Here is a 17966-nt window from a genome sequence, read left to right on the forward strand (position 1 = left end):
GGAATCGCCGCAATGTCCCGAAAGATATTGGTGATCGAGGACGACCGCACGACGGCGGACTTCATCTGCAAGAGCCTGACAGGCGAAGGATTCGTCGTCGATCATGCCGCGGACGGGCGCGACGGCCTGTTTCACGCGACGGGCGGCGGCTATGACGCGATCGTTCTCGACCGTATGCTCCCCGGCATGGATGGCATGGCGGTGCTCGCCGCGATGCGCGCGGCGCAAATCGCGACCCCGGTGATCATACTCTCATCGCTCGGCGCGGTCGACGCGCGGGTCGAAGGATTGACCTCGGGCGCAAATGATTATCTCAACAAACCATTCGCCTTTTCCGAACTGCTCGCGCGCTTGCAACTGCTGATGGCGCGTCCGTCGGGCGGGACGGCAGTTGAAACGGTTCTGGCGTGCGAGGACCTGGAGATGAATCTCCTCAACCGCCGCGTGACGCGCGCCGGAAAGCGCATCGACCTGCAGCCGCGCGAGTTCCGGCTGCTCGAATATCTGCTGCGCCACAAGGATCAGGTCGTGACGCGGACGATGATGCTGGAAGGTGTCTGGGAATATCACTTCGATCCCGGCACCAACGTCGTCGACGTCCATGTGAGCCGTCTTCGCCGCAAGGTCGACGACGGTTTCGACAAGCCGCTGGTCCACACCATCCGCGGCGCAGGCTATATGCTCGGCAATTCGGATTAGGCCGCGTGGCGCGAGGGAAATTCAACAGCACGATCGTCCGCCTGACCCTGATGCTCGTCCTCGCGCAGGTCGCGGCGCTCGCGCTCGGCCTGACGGTCATTCACCGCTTCACATCGGCGACGATCCTTGCCGATGCGCGCACTGCGGCCGAAGTGGCGCGCGATGACCTGGTCGGCGAATATCGTCAGCAGGGTTTGAAAGGCCTTGTCGAGGCAATCGACTATCGCCTGAAAGTCCGCGACGACCGCAACTTCATCATATTGCTGAAGGGCCCCGACGGACGGCGGATTGCGGGCAATATCCGCGAATGGCCGGCCACGATCGCCGATACGGCCGCGTGGCGGCAAATCAGCCTGTACGACGAAGGCACAGCCGCCGCGAAACCGATGGGCGTGGTGGCGACGAGGCTTTCGGGCGGCGAGGCCCTGCTGACCGGCGAGACCCTGGAAGCGCAGCACCAGCTTGCCGACGCCAGCGAGGCGGCCTTTCTCTATGCACTGGCGGTCGGCGTCGTGATTGCCGGACTGATGGCGGCTTTCGTCGCGTGGATATTGGCGCGCCGGATCGACGTCTTTTCCAATGCCGCCGCGGAGTTTGTCGGCGGCCGGCTCGACACGCGTGTCAGGCATGACGAAACCGGCGATGCGTTCGACCGGTTGGCGGTTTCGATCAACGCGATGTTCGGTCGTATCGCGGGGCTGGTGCGCGAACTTCGCATGGTCACTGATTCGATGGCGCACGACCTGCGCTCACCCGTTGCGCGTATGAAGGCGCGGCTCGAACAGGGGCTTGGACGAACAGACGATGCGGAAGCTCGCCTGGCAATCGGAGCGGCAATCGACGAAGCCGATGCGCTGCACAGCCTGCTCGACACAGCGCTTGAAATCAGCCGCGCCGAGGCCGGGATCGGCCGCGACCAGTTCACCGATTTCCTCCTGCTCCCGCTCCTCGACAATATGGCCGAAGTATACGGACCGCTCGCCGAGGATGGCGGATTCACGATCATCGTCGATGCCCCGCCGGAGTTGCGGGTTCGTGCGCATCGCGACCTGCTCGTGCGCGCGCTTTCGAACCTCGTCGACAATGCGCTCAAATATGCCGCCGGTGGGTCGGCAATCCGGATCGAGGCACGTGATGCCGGAAACGGCGCGATCAGCCTCGCGGTCGCCGACGACGGCCCCGGCCTCACCGAAAACCAGATCGCCGAAGCGGTGCAGCGTTTCGTCCGCCTCGACCCCGCGCGCGGCGGGACCGGTGCAGGGCTGGGCCTGTCGCTCGTCGAAACCATCGCACATCTGCACGGGGGCACGATGCAACTCGATGCCCGGGACCCCCACGGGCTGCTTGTCCGCCTGAACTTGCCGGTCGCTGCGGGGGGCCGGACGCCCTAGATATGGACGGCATAGGTGATGACGAAACAGGCGATCGTCATCAGCAACATCGCCGCGATAAAGGCGGCGTCCGCGAGTTGCTCAAGCCGGTGGAGCCGCCGCGACGAATTCAGCCGCAAAGCGAAATAGGAAGACAACATCGCGGTCAGGAAAAGCAGCGCATCGATCGACAACAGGTCGTCGGCAAATGTCGTCTGTCGCGCAACGCTGATCGTGACCTGCAAGATGCCGATCCCCGTAAGGCAGACCCCGACCATCGCGGCGGCGATCGGACAGATCAGCCGGCAGGTGCGCTCGTCGAGTTCGGATCTGGAGATCGGCAGCGACACATCTTTTTTCCCATCGCACGACTGGCTGCATATCGGACACCGGATTGCCGAAGCATGGCCCACCGATTACGCGCGCGTAATTCAGTCCCCTTCGCCCAGCATATAGTCCGCGACGCTGTGGGAATGGCTGGCCTGATAGGCGTTGCGGCCCCGGTTCATGTGCGTGAGGTTGAATTTCCGCACGGCACGCAAGGCGCGGGGGTTCGAAAGGAAGCGGCGGATCGAGGGGCCGCCGCGGACCCTGACGCCGAAAATATCAGCCCCACGCGGAAAAAAATGCCCGATATCTTCGGGCGCCTCGACGCATTGCTCGAGAAAGTCGTCGTCCAGATGCTCCTGCAAAACCGATCCGTCGCGCGTGAAGTCAGAGAGGTGGACGATGAACCTTGAACGAATATCCGCGCCGTCGGCATAGAGGGTGAAAAGTTCCATCCAGCTTGCGTTGACGCGGACCAGCGGCTTGTCGGAGGTCGACGGCAAGCACGAAACCGACCAGTAATTGCGCTCGGTCAGGCGCGGCAACGGAATGCAGCTCTGGCCGTAGAGTGCGAGGATTTCCAGAACCTCCTGAGCCTGCGGGCGCGTAAGCAGCTTTTGAAAGCGCGCAGCATATCTGAGCCGTTGTTCGAAGGACTCGGTGCGCTCGGCGGCATCGGGCGGGTCGCCCCGACCGTCCAGCCAGTCGCGCTGTTGCTCGGAATCCAGAAACTGGCGCAGCCCTTTGGGGCTCCGGCGGGATGTCATGCTCATCGCGTGACATTGAGCGACGCGCCGCCGGTCATCAATAGGTGAATGGCGGCTCGCCACCTAGGCTGTAAGCAAACCGCCCGCGGCAGCGGCTTTGGACATTTGCCCGATTCCCCGCCTTAGAGTCCGCGGCTCGAACGGCGAAGCGCGTGGGATTTATTGACATTGGTTCTCAATAGCGATTAGGGCGCCCCCACTATCCACATTTCGGGGGCCTCCATGACAATTCGCACTACGATCCTGACCGCCGGCACGGCCATGCTCGCGCTGGCCAGCCACACCGCACAAGCACAGGAGAGCGAAGCCCCCGGCGATATCGTCGTCGTCGGCGCACTGACCGACGTTGAGATCGACCGCGAGGAAATCGAGGTCCTCCAAGCGAACGACCTCGCCGACCTGTTCCGCGGCGTTCCGTCGGTGTCAGTCGGCGGCGGCGTCGGGCTCGCGCAGAAAATCTATGTCCGCGGGCTTGAGGATTCGCTGCTCAACGTCACCATCGACGGCGCGCCGCAGCGCGGCACGTTGTTCCATCATATCGGCCGTGTGACGGTCGAGCCCGAAATCCTGGAAACCGTGGACGTCCAGGCCGGCCCGGGCGAAGCGACCGCGGGCTTCGGCGCGGTCGGCGGTGCGATCCGGTTCCGCACCCGCAACGCCGTCGACATGCTGCAGGACGGCCGCGACATCGGCGGCATCGCCAAGGCAGGCTGGTTCAGCAACGACGGATACAAGCTCAGCGGTACCGTCTATGGCCGCATCGCGGGCGACATCGGAATCCTCGCCTCCTATGTCCATGTGAACCGCGATCCGTATAAAGATGGCGACGGCGTGCGCCAACTCGCAACGGGCGCCGAGCAGAATCTCGGCTTCGTCAAAGTGGGTGGTGAACTGGGCGGCGGCCACCGCGTCACCGCAAGCTATGAACAGCGTCGCGAGAAAGGCCGTTTCGGTCAGCGCCCTAACTGGCCGGTGCTCGCCGGCGACCGCTTGTTCGAAGCCAAAGGCAAGCGTCAGACCGCCATCCTGAACTATGGTTTCGAGGGCGACAGCGGCGTCGGCATCGAGGCGACCGGCTATTGGACACGAACAAATTTCTCGCAGGACCGCTTCGACCGCTGGGGTCTCTATGGTGCCGAGATCGAAACCTATGGTTTCGACGTACGCGCGAAACTTGCCGTCGCGAACCACGACATCACCGTTGGTGCCGAGCATCGCCGCGACCGCGTGACGAGCGAATATCTCGCCGACCCCGCGATGTGGCAGCCATGGGCGTGGGATCCCAATATCGGCAGCTTCACCGAAAAGGGCTCGCTGATGGGCGTCTATGTCCAGGACCATTGGCGCGTCGCCGACCCACTGCTGATCAGCTTTGGCGCGCGTTACGATGCGTATGACCTCGACCAGAAGACCTATCGCACCGGCACCAAGAGCGACGGGCTCAGCTTCAATGTCGGCGCCGAGTTCGAAATCGTCCCTGGCCTCAGCCTGAATGCCGGTTTCGCCGAGGCGTTCCGCGGCAAGGAAATCGGCGACGCCTTCACGCTCGAAAAGCGTCCCGGCCGCCTGTCGCTGTCGCCGACGCTGCGGCCCGAACGCGTCGACAACCTGGAGGGCGGCGTGAAATATGACCTCGGCGGCTTCACTGCATCGGCAGTCTATTACGAGATGACGATCAAGAACGTCATCCTCGACCAGCTCGGCCGCGATGCATCGAAGCCGATCCAGGACGCGGTCTATTACGAAAATGTCGGCGAGTTCAAATCGAAGGGCGTCGAACTTCGCGCCGGCTATCGCACCGGGCCGTTCAGCATCGACGCCTATTACAACCATTATGATTCGCGTCTGAACGGCAACCGGATCGAGGGGTATGAACATATCGCGCTGGGCAATTCGATGGGCGACAATTGGGCGGTGACCGCCGGTTTCCAGCCGAGCGATTATTTCAATTTCCGCGCCAGCCTGACGCGCTATGAGGATCTCAACAATATCGAGGTGCTGTTCCGCGAAGTGCAGCTCTATCCAGGCGATATTTCGGAGACGCAGTTCATCGACAAGCCCGGTTATACGACGGTCGACCTGTTCGGCAGCTGGCGCCCGTTCGGGACCGACCGGTTCGAATTGCAGGCGGCGGTCTATAACCTGTTCGACAAGCGCTATATCGCGCACGCCAGCGTCGCCGATTACGGCCAGCTCGGCCTCCCCGACTATGCGATCGTGTCGGGCCTGCCCGAACCCGGCCGCAACGTCCGCCTCACCGCATCCGTCCGCTTCTGATGGCGCGCGCGGCTGTCCGTCGGCGGCCGCGCCACGCCCTCAAGCTGTGGCACCGCTGGTTCGGCCTGATCGCCGCGCTTTGGCTGGCGCTGCTGGCTGCGACCGGTATCGCGGTCACTTTCTATGACGAGCTCGACAGCGCGCTGAATGCCGACTGGCGGACGGTGCCCGCGTCGGACAAGGCTGCGCCCATCGACCTTGCCGTAAAGGCGGCCGAGCGCGCGCTGCCCGGCTTTGCGCCGAACATGATCGAACTGCCGGGCCATGCCGGCGACAGCCTGTGGATGATGGGCCGCGCGCCCGTCGACGGGGCGCCGCGCCCGATACAGGTCTTCGCCGACCCCCGCGACGGATCAATCCTCGGCTGGCGCGAAAGCGGCGCGATCAAATTCGACCGGCGGCATGCGATGGACATCGTTTATGGCCTTCACATCGACCTGCTCGCGGGACCGTGGATGATGTGGTTTTTCGGGCTCGTCTCGCTGCTGTGGGTGATCGATCACGTCGTCGCGGTCGCCCTCTCCTTTCCGAAGGGCATGCACTGGCTGCGCGCCTTTCGCACCGGGGGGAGGCGCGGCAGCCTGAAGCGCCTGTTCCACTCGCACCGCGCATGGGGGCTCTGGTTCCTGCCAGTGACGCTGGTGCTCGCCGTTACGGGCGTCACGCTGGCATGGCCCGACGACAGCCGCGAGGCCGTCGCCCTTGTCTCGCCGATCACCGGACGGCTGCATGAAAGCATGGCCGATGTCCCAGAGATCCCGCCAGCGATCGACGTCGATATCGCGATCGGACGTGTCGTCGGCAAAAGCGGCGAGCCGGTACATAGCGTCCGCCTCTTCCCCGATCATGGCGTGTATGCCGTCCGCACATTCGACGCGCGCGACCGCGACGATCAGGGGCGGCTCTGGACCTATGTGGCGATGGATGACGGGCGGATCGTCGGCACGCGCCACGACAATGGCGTAACCGCGGGCGACCAATTCTTCGCCTGGCAATATCCGCTCCATTCGGGAAAGGCTTTTGGCCTTGCTGGCCGCCTTTTGATCCTCGCCGGCGGCGTCGTGACGCTGTGGCTCTGTCTCAGCGGCCTAAAACTCTGGTGGCGCCGGCAGCGGCAATTGCTCTGAATGCCGTTTCGTCCGCAGTTGGCCATAGCGGTCGGCAGCTTCAGAGGGCGAAACCGAAGAAGCGGACATTCGCGTTGCGATTTGGAGCTGTGGCCGAATGCGACCAATCCAAATCATTCTACATTCGGCGGGTGCAGATCCGCCACCGACAGACGCGGACGTCGAAGCGCCGCAGGTCTGATAATGCGGTGCCATATGAACGTTCGACCGACATCAGGCGGCCGCGCGGTTCGCGGCAATGCCAATCGCATCCGGCTCCTCGATGATCGCACCTTCCCATGTGGCCCGGAGGCCTGTGCCCCCTTCTCTGGTGACGTTCGCTGACGCGCCCTTGAGGCCTTGCGCAGAATGCTTTGAAGGTTTCCGCCCGACGCTATACGGGGACCGGATTGGTTGCTTCCATTGCATCGCGCTCGGCTTCCGCGCCCGGCCGTTCGTATAAAGGCAGATCGCCAGGATTTTGAATTACAATGAATTATCGCCATTCCTTCCATGCTGGCAACAGCGCCGACGTCGTAAAGCACAGCCTGCTGATTGCCCTAGTGCGGGCCTTGCAGCAAAAACCGGGCGCGCTGACCCTGATCGACACCCATGCCGGTTGCGGGCTGTATGACCTTGGCGGCGACGAGGCCCGACGCACCGGCGAGGCCACACAGGGCGTGGTGCGGGCCTTTGCCGACGCGAACCCCTTGCTGGACGACTACCGCGCCGCCGTACGGACGGTGAATGCGGTGGCCGAGCCTCGCTTCTACCCCGGATCGCCGCGATTTCTGGCGCAGCTTCTGCGTCCGCAGGATTTTCTGATCCTGAACGAGAAACATCCCGACGACGCTTATGCCCTGCGCGGCGCGATGCGCGACACATCCGCCGCCGTGCATCAGCGCGACGCCTACGAGCTTTGGCTGGCGATGTTGCCGCCCCGCACCGCGCGCGGCGTGGTGGTCGTCGACCCGCCGTATGAGCAGACCGATGAACGCGCACGTATCACCGCCACCCTCGCAGCGGCCCACCGCAAATGGGCGCATGGCGTGACGGTGGTCTGGTATCCGTTGAAAGACCGCTCCACGCATACGCGTTGGAAGCAGCAGTTACGCAAGCTCGGCATCCCGAAATTTCTGGTGGTGGAGCATTGGTTGTACGACAGTGATCAGCCAGACATCTATAACGGCGCGGGCCTCTTTATCATCAACCCGCCCTACGCCTTCACCCAGGCGCTGCCGCCTCTGCTGGAAGCCCTGCGCGCGGCGCTGGCGCCGGAGGGGCATAGGGGAGCGATCACCACCGATTGGTTGGGCGATTAAAATAGGCCCTCAACTTCTTCTTCTCGCAGAGGAGACATTGCCGGGCTTCAGCTTGCAAAGAAATTTGGTCACGCTGAAATTGGAACACGGCTTTCACGCTGGATGCCAATGCTCCAGACGATTGGCTTAGTCGCCGTTGGCATCAACCATGAAGACCGTCGGCTTGCCGCGAGAAGCCGGGTCCCATCCCGCCGACAATGCCGCTCGCACCCCTCGCGAGGCTATCGCATCGTTGATGTGCGAACGCCCTTTCGGCAATCCTTTCAACAGGCGCCTTGGCGTCGGAAATTCCAGCACGGCTTCGCGTGGCATATCTCTCTGGCGCAAGGCGACCGTCATGCCCTTCCAGCCTTCGGAAGAGGACAGTTGGGGCTCACTCAGGAGTTCCCAGTCATATTTGACACCATCGAGTTCGACGGTGCCACCGCGGCCGTGCATGTGAAGCATAGGATGCCCTTAGCATGTTAGGCGCGGCGCTCCAGTCGGTTCATATCATCGGCTACCGGAATGTTTAGCGGCCGAGACTGCGCCGCTCTCCTGGAGATGGCCCACAGGCTGGCCTCGGCGCGCATGTCCTCCAGCGTGCTTGTCCTTCAGATTCCAGCCTTTAAGGATGAGGGAGCCGCACATCCGGGGGGAAGTTTATGCGACGTCGCATCTATGCTTTGATCACTCTGTCGATCCTCGGCGCGGCGCCCGCGCGCGCCGAACGATGGCATTATGCTTAAAACGAAGGGCTGTGGCAGGTCTTCTATGACAAGGACAGCCCTCGCGATACCGGCAATGGCGTCAATTGGGTCGATGTCTTCGCCCGCTCGAAAACGGGCGCATCATTCTTGCCCGGCACACCGGGCCCTATGGAGACATTCAGAGTGCCTGGAAGCAATTCAGGATCGCGGGTTTTGCGAACCGCGACGTCAATTTGATGATCCCTGCGGACACCGGCTATTTCCATGATCAGCTTTCGAAAGCCTATGAACTCTATGACCAGCTCTGCGTCTGACCGAACATTTCCATGATGAGCGCAGCCACCTTCGCCATCGTTCCGGCTTTTCTCCGCTTCGATGTCGGCGCAGTCGGCCTGGAAATGGGCGGTGCGCACGGCGACTATGCACGTCTGGAACGATGCATCGTAGCTCCCCTGCTCGCGATTAGCGGCCAGCCCATCACAAGCTCGGCGGGCAACCTCGGTGCGCTGAAAGGCAGACTGCTTGTTGTCGACGCAGAAGACGGAAACGTCGAGTGGAATGGCAGCATCCGGCGCAGCGCGATTTCGAACTTTGCCTCCGATGCGGCAGATTATGTCGTGCACATCGACCTGACCACGTTGGCCTTCGACCGGCTCGCCCAGCTGATGACGATCGGCAGGACTCTGTCCGGCCTGTCCCTCGATTTCCAGAATATCGACGGACCGCTGAACGACGATCCGCTCGACCGACCGATCCCTTGGGACGACGTCCAATACCCTCACGTCGCCCTGACCAACTTCACGTTGCGCTGGACTTAGCCTCTGGAATGGCCGGTTGCGGAGCGGCGGCTTTTGGGCCTTGGCAAGGTAAGGAGCGGCCCTCCGGGTCGATCAAGTCATCCGAGCCCCCACCTCAATGCCGGCGTGAAAGCCGCGTCAGTGTCACCAACCAATCCCCCCCTGAACCTGGCCAAGCAACTCATATTCATCAAGGGAATGGCTAGTTTGGCGTCAGGATCATCTTGAGAGCGCCGCCATCGCGCGCATCGAACAGCGCATAGGCTTCGGCTCCTTGGCTCAACGGCATGCGATGGCTGACATATTTCTCGGGCTTCAATCGTCCTGATTGTACCAGCGGGAACAGGGTCGGCAGTTCTTCGGGAACCGAGCAGGTGCCCGCGCGGAAGGTCAGGCCGGCGGCAAAGAAGCGTTCGAGCGGGAAGGCATAGCGGCGCGACTGCTGCACCCCGATCACCGACACCGTTCCGCGCGCGCGGACAAGGCGCAGCGCAAGATCGACCGTCTCGTCGCGCCCGACGACCTCGATCGCACAGTCGAGCTTACGGCCTTTGGTGGCCTCGCGGATCGTCTCGACCGCTTCCCTCGGATGCAGCGCGATAGCGCCCGCTTCTTCGGCAAGCGCGCGACGTTCAGCTATGGGGTCGATCGCATAGACGACATGCGCGCCCATGACGAACGCGCTTTCAACCGCCATCAGGCCGATCGGACCAAGACCGATCACCGCCACGCTGCTGCCCGGGACGATGTCGGCATTTCGCGCGCCAAACCAGGCGGTGGCGAGCGCGTCGGTCATCAATAGCGCCTGTTCCTCCGACACGCCGTCGGGGATCAGCACCGCATTGGCGTCGGCAGCGGGTACGCGCACCGCCTCCGCCTGCGACCCCTGCAGCTTTGCCGAAAGACCGTAGCAGGAGCCCATGCCATATTCGCAGAGATTGACGATCCCGGCGAGGCACCACCGGCACGATCCGCAACCGACCGCCGCCGGGATCATGACCTTGTCGCCAACCTTCAGCCGCGACACGCCGCGCCCGGTCTCGACAACCTCGCCCACCGCCTCGTGCCCGACACAGAAGCCGACGTCCTCTGAAAAGCCGTGGCCGTGATAGATGTGCAGGTCGCTGCCGCATATCGCGCAGGCGGTGACCTTGACGATCGCGTCGCGATCCGACTGCGGCGTTGGGTCATCCATGCTTTCGTACCGGATGTCGTGTGAGCCGTAATAGCGAAGGGCTTTCATGATCTTGGCTTCCCTTCCCGCTCAGCGCCGGTTCGCGGCAACATATTCGGCGATCTTTTGTTTGCCGAGCTGCGACATGTGCACTTCTTCGGGGCCGTCGGTGAGGCGGACGTAGCGATTGAGCGTGAAGAAGTAAGCGACCGGCGTATCCTCGCTGACCCCCATGCCGCCATGCGCCTGAATCGCGCGGTCGGACACGGTCTGCGCCATCGTCGGCGCGACGACCTTGATCGCGGCGATCAGATCCTTCGCCTGCTTGTTTCCAAATCGGTCCATCGCGTCGGCGGCCTTGAGCGTCAGCAACCGCGCCATTTCGACCTCGCAAAAGCTTTTCGCGACGTCCTGACGGATGCTGCTCTGGTCGGCCAGCTTCTTGCCGAAGGCGACGCGGCTGTCGACGCGCCGCGCCATATATTCAAGCGCGCGCTGTGCCTGCCCGATCGAGCGCATACAGTGGTGGATGCGCCCCGGCCCGAGGCGCCCCTGCGCGATCTCGAACCCGCGGCCCTCGCCAAGGATCAGATTTTCCTTCGGTACGCGGACATTATCGAAGCGCAGTTCGGACTCGCCGCCGGGCGAGTTATGCGATCCGAATACCGTCTGGTGGCGGACCACCGTCACCCCCGGCGTGTCGCGCGGAACGAGAATCTGCGAATGCTGCGCATGGCGCGGCGCATCGAAATCGGTCTTGCCCATCACGATGAAGATGTCGCAGCGCGGGTGCATCGCGTTCGATATCCACCATTTGCGGCCGTTGATGACATAATCGTCGCCGTCGGGGATGATCGACAGTTCGAGGTTGGTCGCGTCGGACGATGCGACCTGCGGCTCGGTCATCACATAGGCCGAACGGATTTCGCCATTCAGCAGCGGCTTCAACCATTTCTCCTGCTGCTCGGGTGATCCGAATTTCGCGAGCACCTCCATATTGCCCGTGTCGGGCGCCGAGCAATTAAACACCTGGCTCGACCAGGGCACACGTCCGAAAATCTCGGCCAGCGGCGCATATTCGAGGTTGGTGAGCCCCGGCGACAACTCGCCATATTCGTGCGGCAGGAACAGGTTCCACAGCCCCTGTTCGCGCGCCTTTGCCTTCAGCGCCTCCATCCCCGGCCATTCCTGCCAGCGATTATCCTGGTCATGAACGAAGTCGTAATAAGCCTGCTCGTTCGGATAGATATGCTCGTCCATGAAGGCTTCGATCTGCGCGATAAGCCCGGCGACCTTGTCGCCATATTCGAAATTCATCTGTTTGCCTTTCGTTAGAGGGAGAGCCCGCCATCGACGATGAGTGTGTGGCCGGTGACATAGGAAGCGAGCGGCGAGGCAAGGAAGATCGCGGCGCCCGCCATGTCCTCGGGCGTACCCATTCGCCGCTGCGGGATGTGGGCGAGCGTGCCTTGCAGCCGCTCGGGGTTCTGCGTCGTGACCTTGGTCAATTTCGTATCGACCAACCCCGGCGCCAGCCCGTTGACGCGGATGCCGTCGGCGGCGAACGCCTGCCCCAGCGTCTTGGTCAGGCTGATCGCGCCAGCCTTCGACGCGGCATAGGCGGGGTTGCCAATATTCGCCTTCAGCCCGGAGATCGAGCTGACGATGACGATTGAGCCGCCCGCGTCGGCGAGCTGCGCACGGAACTTGCGCGAGATATGCATCAGACTGTCGAGATTGACCGCCATGACGCGATCCCAACCCTCGCGCTCGAACTCGCCGCGGCGATAGACGACCGTGCCCTGACAAAGGATCAGCACGTCGAGCCCGTCGAAGGGCAATGCTGCCACCTGGATCGCATCGGGATCTCCGACATCGACGCAGGTGTAACCGAGCCCACCGAGGTCCGATCCGTCCGCCGGGTCGTAATCGGTCGCCGCGGCACGGGTGCCCCAGACATGCACCTCGGCGCCCCGATCGCGAAAGCCGTGCGCGACACCATTGCCGATGCCGCTCGATCCGCCGACGACCAGCACCCGCCGGCCAGTGAAATCGGTATCGTCTTTCATCATCATTCCTTCAGCTGATGCGGCGCAGCGCGCGGTCGAACAGGTCGAGCGTGTGGGCGTGGAGGCGGTCGCCGGTTTCTTTCGGAGCCTTGCCGGCAGAGGCCCGTGCGTGCGTGCCCTCCAGGATGATCCCGAGCTTGTAGCAGGCGAGCACGACGTACCAGTCGAGTGCGGCAAGGTCGCGGCCGCTGACTGCGGCATAGTGCGCGACGAGCGCATCGGGGGTCGCAAATCCCTCCCAAGGCGTGATCGCGACGTCGGTCGCGCGAGGCGTGTCTCCTTCGGGCCAGGTTGCAAGCAGCCAGCCGAGGTCGAGCAAGGGGTCGCCGATCGTGCTTAGTTCCCAATCGACCACCGCCGCCAGATCACCGCTGTCGGGGCGGACCATGACATTGGCGAGATGGAAATCGCCATGGATGATGCCGGGACGGAAGTCCGCCGGGCGATGCGCATCGAGCCAATCGGCGACGCGCTCGACGCCCGGGATGGCGGCGGGACCGGGCCAGCCGGGAAGGTCGGCATAGCTGGCAAGCTGCGCCTTCCAACGCCCGACCTGCCGTTCGAGATAATTGTCGGGCTTGCCAAAGCCGTCGAGCCCGACCGCGCGATAGTCGATGGCGCCGAGCGCGGCGATCGCCTCGACCATCGACAGGCCGATGCGGTGGCGGACCGCCGCATCGGTCGCATGCAGCGCAGGCAATCCCTGCGTCGGGTTGAAACCTTCCACAGGCTCCATCAGGTAAAAGGCGACGCCCAGCACATCCTCTTCGTCGCACGCCGCAACGAGGCGGGGGTGCGGGACCGCGGCGCCGCGGAGCGCCGCGAGCACGCGCGCCTCGCGCCGCATCGTCTCGTTCGAATTGGGGCGCGGCACCGGCGGCGGGCGGCGGAGCACATAGTCCGCATCGCCGCGGCGAAAGCGCATCAGGATATTCTGGGTACCGCCCGACAGCAGTCGCGCGTCCAGGATCGACCCGACACCGATCCCCTCTCCATCCATCCAGCGTTCAAGCGCCGCAAGATCGACATTTTCCACCAATCATTGCCCTATCGATGATTCATCCATCCAGATGGATGGTATTGACGGGCCTGGATGTCAATGGCATTTGCCCGATGATGAAGGCGAAAAATGATCCGTTACCTTTGGCTTCGGTTACGCTGATGAAATCAGTCGCGTTGCGGCTTTTTGCCGAACGCGGAATCGACGGCGTTACCTTGCGACAAATTGCTGAAGCGCTGGGGAGCCGGAATCATTCCGCGCTGACCTATCATTTCGGCTCCAAGGAAGCGCTGATTCGCGAATTGATCGTCGATGGCGCGATGGAGATCGACATCCGTCGGAACGCCGCGCTCGACCGCGCGAATGCGGCGGGCGGGCCCCATAGCGTCCTCGAGGTCATGGAGATACTCGTCGAAACGTCGATCGATCCCGATCCGCCGGCGTGGGGAGAATGCTACAACCGCTTTGTCGTGGGGCTGCAAGTATCGAACCGTGCATTGTTCATGAACGCGCTCGCGGGACGCTGGAACTCGGGTTATCAACGCTGCCTCGATGCCGTGCGAACGCTGAAGCCCGATGTCGCCCCGGACATATTGAACCAGCGGCTTGTATTCATGGGCGGCGCGATCAGCGGAATATTGGCGGGACGCGAAACCGAACTCGCCGACAAGTCCCGAGATCATCCGATGTGGTCGCATCCACAGACACTGCATCGCGTGGCGGAGGCTCTTGCGGCAATTATTGACGGCTGATCGCCCTTTCAGGCGCGCAGCCCGGCCTTCAATATCTTGCCTGCCGCCGACAGCGGCAAAGCGCTGCGGAACTCGACCGTCCGCGGACATTTATAAGCCGCAAGCGTGGCGCGCGCATGTGCGATGATATCACCGGCGTCCAATGCCAGCCCGGGTTTCGGGACAATCACCGCATGAACACGCTCGCCCCAGCGCGCATCGGGTAGTCCGACCACGGCGCATTGCGACACGGCCGGATGATCGGCGAGCACAGCTTCGACCTCGACCGAATAGACATTCTCGCCGCCGGTAATGATCATGTCCTTCAGCCGATCGACGATATGGATATAGCCATCCTTGTCCATCCGACCGACATCGCCGGTGTGCATCCAGCCGCCGCGCAGCGCCTCGATGGTTTCGTCGGGCCGGTTCCAATAGCCGGTCATCACCGCTTCGCCGCGCGCGACGATCTCGCCGATTTCGCCGACCGGCACTTCCTTGTCGTTGGCATCGACGATGCGTGCCTCGATCGCCATCACCGCGCGTCCGGCGGAGCGAAGCCGCGCTGGATCGCGGTGGTCGGCAGGCTTCAGCAGCGAAATCGAGCCCGAGGTTTCGGTCATGCCATAGCCCTGCACGAAACCGACGCGCGGCATCGCGGCGATGGCGCGATCCATCAGCGCGGGCGGCATTGGGGCGGCGCCATAATAGATGCGCTCGACACTCGTCAGGTCATGCTCGCCGAAGCGCGGGTGATCGAGCACCGCCTGGAGCATCGTTGGAACGAGGAAGATATCGGTGACGCCCTGCCCCGCAATCGCCGCCATCACCGCCTCGGCCTCAAAGGCGGGCAGGAAGACGTGCCGCCCACCACCGAGCAGGCACGCGAGAAAGCCAGAGATCGCGCCAACATGAAATAGCGGCGCGGTATGCAGCATGCAGGCGCCCGGCGCGGCGTCGCCGGCGCCGGCAAGGCACAGCGCATAGGCCATCAACCCCCGGTGCGAAAGCATCACGCCCTTCGACCGTCCGGTCGTCCCGCCGGTGTAGAGGATCATCGCGAGGTCGTCGCCGTGGCGTAAATGCTCGTCGGCTTCGTCTGCCGCTGCGATCAATTGCTCGAATACCGGGCCGGCCAAAACGACTTCGCGTAGCCCGAGTGCTTCGCGGCGGATGTCGGTCAGCATCGAACGGAAACCCGGATCGACGATCAGCACGGTCGCCCCGCAATCCGAAAGTGCATAGGCGATCTCGCTTGCCGTCCAGCGCGTGTTGAGCGGACAGGCGACTGCCCCTGCCCACAGGCTGCCGAACAGGAAGTCGACGAACAGGTCGCCGTTGGGTGCGAGGAGCGCGACGCGGTCGCCCGGCTTGACGCCCAGCGCGGCAAGCGCGCCGGCGACGCGGCCGGTGCGTGACGCGACTTCGGACCATGTGCGTTGCCGCCCGCCATCGACCGTCGCGATCCGGCCTGACGTCTCTCGGGCCGCGCGGTGCAGCGCTTGGGTGATCGCGAGGCCGGTCATGCGAGCGCCGCCGACCGCCGCGCCATCACGATGCGTCCGGCGGTCACGATGCCGCCGAAGTAAAGCGTCGCTGCGACGATCGCCGCCATGACATGCGCGAAGCTCTCGCCCGACTGCAGCAGCGGCGCGGCCATTACGGTCAGATAAAGCATATAGGGCCGGTTGATCAGCAACGGCAGCCAGCCTCGAAGCTGGAAATAGATCGCCGCGACGATCAGCCCGAGCACCGGCAGGGCGCCGGCCAGGCCGCCATGGACCGCGCCATATTGCAGCAGCCACGCCGTCGCCGTCCCGCCGCACGCTCCGACGAGCAAGGGCAGCAGCGCCTTGCCCTCGACCAAATCGACGCTGCCCCAATACCAGAGCAACAGGAAACCGCCGTAGAGCGGCGTAAGCCCGAGCAGGAAGCCGAGAGCGATGAAACCCGCGATGAGCACCACCACTCCGCCGGTGACGACTGCTGCCATCCCGCCGGCCATCGCCGGGGCAGGTTCATCGCTCATCGCCACGGCTCCACGACGATCTTCACCTGATCGCCCGGCGAGGCGAGGCGTTCGAAAGCCGCAGGCGCATCGGCCAGCCCGACCTGATCCGTCAGGAACGCCGATCCATCGATCGCTCCTTCACCAAGCGCGTGCAGCGTGTCGGCGAATTCATCGGGTGAATAAGCCCAGACGAAGCTGAAACGCATCTGCTTGTTGATTCCAAGCACCGGCAGGATGCGATCATCCTCCATGCACGCGCCGACCACGACAATATGCGCGAGCGGCGGTGCCTGTTCGAGCAGATTTTGCAGCATCCCCGGCACGCCAACGCATTCGAAGACGATCGCATCGCGCATCGACCTGCCCGATAGCTGCGCCATCCCGAAGGAAGCCAGAGTTGAGGGGACGTCGAGCGCCTCCCATTGGTCGTGCGGCGATGTCGCGGCGGGATCGACGACGATGTCAGCGCCCAGCTTTTCAGCGCGCGCACGGCGCGCGGGCGAGAAATCGGCGGCGATGATGGGGCCGATGCCACGGCGTTTCAGGGCAACGATCACCGCAAGCCCGATCGGGCCGCAGCCGATCACCATCGCAACGCTGCCCTGCCCCGGATTGGCGACCGCGACGGCATGGGTGCCCACGGACAGCGGCTCGGTGAGCGCGGCAATTTCGGACGGAAGGCCGTTCGGCACGGGTAGCAGGAGCGCCTCGGTGAGCACGACACGCTCGGCGAGCGCGCCGCGGTAGCGAGTCGAAAAGCCGATCAGTTCGGCGCCGAGCGGCCCGAAGGCAAAGGGCGTCGAGACGACGCGCGTTCCTGATGCAAAACGCTTTTCGGTCCCTGGCCCATGATCCAGGATCTCGGCGCAGAATTCATGACCCAGCACCAGATCCTGCGACGGGTCGATCGTATCAGGCGCGCCGCAGCGGCGGCCGATCTCGACGCCATGTTCCAGATGATGGACGGCGTGCAGGTCCGATCCGCATATGCCGCAGGCGAGCGTTTTCGCAACCACCTGCCCCGCCTCCGGCACGACATCGGGAACGTCGGTTACGGTCAGCGCAGCGCCGCGGCGGACCGCCGCGCGCATCGTGGCACCGCTCATTTGGTACCTGCGAGTTCGGTCGGCTTGCGCTGGCCTTCCCAGCCCGGTTTTTCCTTGCGCAGGCCGTCGACAATCTTGTCCCAAAAGGCAGCCGTATTGCCCCGGAAGCGGATATCGAACGCGTCGGCGGTACGAAATTCGAGAACCTCGACGCCCTCAGGCCCGGGCTTGTAGGTATAGGGGACGTCGGTGCCGACATAGAAACCGTCGCCAGGGCCAAGCACTTCGGTGCCAAGCTTTAGCGAGCCCGCGATGATATAATAGAGGCAGTCGGCGTTGTGGCTATGCAGCGGCAGCGGGAAGCCGCTCTTGAACCACGCATAGGTCAGGCTCATCCCCGGCATCGAAAAGAGCAGCCGCACCTCGTTGCCGTCGTCGGCCCCCTCGGCGGTCGCGCGGACGATACCGTCCTCGATCACCGGCGTTATCCCCGAATATTCCATGCACGAGGTTTCGCTGTACGGCGGTGCATCGGCGGCGCGATAGACCTCAAAACTCGGTTTCCTGGCAGTCATCGTCTT

19 protein-coding genes are annotated in these 17966 nt (G+C 63.6%); 8 read left to right on the forward strand and 11 right to left on the reverse strand.

Going from position 1 to position 17966, the window contains the following annotated elements; all coding sequences use genetic code 11:
* The first annotated feature begins 12 nt into the window (after positions 1 to 12).
* Positions 13 to 699: a response regulator transcription factor gene (locus KEC45_RS10030; RefSeq protein WP_062183797.1), complete on the forward strand. Its 687-nt coding sequence runs from the start codon at positions 13 to 15 to the stop codon at positions 697 to 699.
* 5 nt (positions 700 to 704) lie between these two features.
* Positions 705 to 2090: an ATP-binding protein gene (locus KEC45_RS10035; RefSeq protein WP_062179878.1), complete on the forward strand. Its 1386-nt coding sequence runs from the start codon at positions 705 to 707 to the stop codon at positions 2088 to 2090.
* Here KEC45_RS10035 and KEC45_RS10040 read toward each other — a convergent pair.
* The gene (locus tag KEC45_RS10040; protein WP_238586624.1) at positions 2087 to 2419 is read right to left on the reverse strand and encodes a hypothetical protein; all 333 of its coding nucleotides are present in this window, start codon (positions 2417 to 2419) and stop codon (positions 2087 to 2089) included. The genes KEC45_RS10035 and KEC45_RS10040 overlap by 4 nt on opposite strands.
* A gap of 81 nt (positions 2420 to 2500) precedes the next feature.
* On the reverse strand, positions 2501 to 3226 hold the full coding sequence (locus KEC45_RS10045; RefSeq protein WP_252171995.1) for a hypothetical protein: 726 nt from the start codon (positions 3224 to 3226) through the stop codon (positions 2501 to 2503).
* A 159-nt stretch (positions 3227 to 3385) separates the two neighbouring features.
* Between KEC45_RS10045 and KEC45_RS10050 the strand changes: the two genes are divergently transcribed.
* From KEC45_RS10050 to KEC45_RS10060, 3 genes are all read left to right on the forward strand, one after another.
* Complete coding sequence (locus KEC45_RS10050) at positions 3386 to 5440, forward strand: TonB-dependent receptor (RefSeq protein ID WP_062179871.1); 2055 nt, start codon at positions 3386 to 3388, stop codon at positions 5438 to 5440.
* Complete coding sequence (locus tag KEC45_RS10055; RefSeq protein WP_252171996.1) at positions 5440 to 6567, forward strand: PepSY domain-containing protein; 1128 nt, start codon at positions 5440 to 5442, stop codon at positions 6565 to 6567. Before KEC45_RS10050 ends, KEC45_RS10055 begins: the two co-directional genes overlap by 1 nt.
* 470 nt (positions 6568 to 7037) lie before the next feature.
* Positions 7038 to 7868 (forward strand): 23S rRNA (adenine(2030)-N(6))-methyltransferase RlmJ, encoded by an 831-nt coding sequence (locus KEC45_RS10060; RefSeq protein WP_062179865.1) that lies wholly within the window; start codon positions 7038 to 7040, stop codon positions 7866 to 7868.
* A 126-nt stretch (positions 7869 to 7994) separates the two neighbouring features.
* Here KEC45_RS10060 and KEC45_RS10065 read toward each other — a convergent pair whose 3' ends face one another.
* The gene (locus tag KEC45_RS10065; RefSeq protein WP_062179862.1) at positions 7995 to 8315 is read right to left on the reverse strand and encodes a hypothetical protein; all 321 of its coding nucleotides are present in this window, start codon (positions 8313 to 8315) and stop codon (positions 7995 to 7997) included.
* A gap of 346 nt (positions 8316 to 8661) precedes the next feature.
* Between KEC45_RS10065 and KEC45_RS10070 the strand changes: the two genes are divergently transcribed.
* Both KEC45_RS10070 and KEC45_RS10075 read left to right on the forward strand, forming a co-directional pair.
* A complete protein-coding gene (locus tag KEC45_RS10070; RefSeq protein ID WP_062179859.1) occupies positions 8662 to 8871 on the forward strand; it encodes a hypothetical protein in 210 nt (69 codons plus the stop codon).
* A 12-nt stretch (positions 8872 to 8883) separates the two neighbouring features.
* Positions 8884 to 9375, forward strand: coding sequence for a hypothetical protein (locus KEC45_RS10075; RefSeq protein WP_062179856.1), 492 nt, complete (start codon positions 8884 to 8886; stop codon positions 9373 to 9375).
* A gap of 181 nt (positions 9376 to 9556) precedes the next feature.
* On the opposite strand, the gene KEC45_RS10080 is transcribed toward KEC45_RS10075, so the two are convergent.
* Genes KEC45_RS10080 through KEC45_RS10095 form a run of 4 tightly spaced genes read right to left on the reverse strand, consistent with a single transcriptional unit; the run spans position 9557 to position 13633 of the window.
* Positions 9557 to 10597, reverse strand: coding sequence for an alcohol dehydrogenase family protein (locus KEC45_RS10080; RefSeq protein WP_062179853.1), 1041 nt, complete (start codon positions 10595 to 10597; stop codon positions 9557 to 9559).
* Between the two features lie 21 nt (positions 10598 to 10618).
* Positions 10619 to 11845, reverse strand: coding sequence for an acyl-CoA dehydrogenase family protein (locus KEC45_RS10085; RefSeq protein WP_252171997.1), 1227 nt, complete (start codon positions 11843 to 11845; stop codon positions 10619 to 10621).
* Between the two features lie 14 nt (positions 11846 to 11859).
* Positions 11860 to 12597, reverse strand: a complete 738-nt coding sequence (locus tag KEC45_RS10090) for an SDR family NAD(P)-dependent oxidoreductase (protein ID WP_062179846.1) — start codon at positions 12595 to 12597, stop codon at positions 11860 to 11862.
* 10 nt (positions 12598 to 12607) lie between these two features.
* Positions 12608 to 13633: a phosphotransferase family protein gene (locus KEC45_RS10095; protein ID WP_238586623.1), complete on the reverse strand. Its 1026-nt coding sequence runs from the start codon at positions 13631 to 13633 to the stop codon at positions 12608 to 12610.
* A 125-nt stretch (positions 13634 to 13758) separates the two neighbouring features.
* Here KEC45_RS10095 and KEC45_RS10100 point away from each other — a divergent pair, with 125 nt between their 5' ends.
* Positions 13759 to 14349, forward strand: a complete 591-nt coding sequence (locus KEC45_RS10100; RefSeq protein WP_238586622.1) for a helix-turn-helix domain-containing protein — start codon at positions 13759 to 13761, stop codon at positions 14347 to 14349.
* A gap of 8 nt (positions 14350 to 14357) precedes the next feature.
* On the opposite strand, the gene KEC45_RS10105 is transcribed toward KEC45_RS10100, so the two are convergent.
* The 4 genes from KEC45_RS10105 to KEC45_RS10120 are packed head-to-tail and all read right to left on the reverse strand — an operon-like array spanning position 14358 to position 17960.
* A complete protein-coding gene (locus tag KEC45_RS10105; protein ID WP_062179839.1) occupies positions 14358 to 15854 on the reverse strand; it encodes a long-chain fatty acid--CoA ligase in 1497 nt (498 codons plus the stop codon).
* Complete coding sequence (locus tag KEC45_RS10110) at positions 15851 to 16357, reverse strand: hypothetical protein (RefSeq protein ID WP_062179835.1); 507 nt, start codon at positions 16355 to 16357, stop codon at positions 15851 to 15853. Before KEC45_RS10110 ends, KEC45_RS10105 begins: the two co-directional genes overlap by 4 nt.
* Entirely contained in the window at positions 16354 to 17445 is a 1092-nt protein-coding gene (locus tag KEC45_RS10115) for a zinc-binding dehydrogenase (RefSeq protein WP_238586621.1), read from the reverse strand. The genes KEC45_RS10110 and KEC45_RS10115 overlap by 4 nt, the downstream gene beginning before the upstream one ends.
* Positions 17442 to 17960 (reverse strand): cupin domain-containing protein, encoded by a 519-nt coding sequence (locus KEC45_RS10120; protein WP_062179832.1) that lies wholly within the window; start codon positions 17958 to 17960, stop codon positions 17442 to 17444. The genes KEC45_RS10115 and KEC45_RS10120 overlap by 4 nt, the downstream gene beginning before the upstream one ends.
* Positions 17961 to 17966 lie beyond the last annotated feature (6 nt).

This window comes from Sphingopyxis sp. USTB-05 (assembly GCF_023822045.1).
Classification (GTDB): domain Bacteria; phylum Pseudomonadota; class Alphaproteobacteria; order Sphingomonadales; family Sphingomonadaceae; genus Sphingopyxis.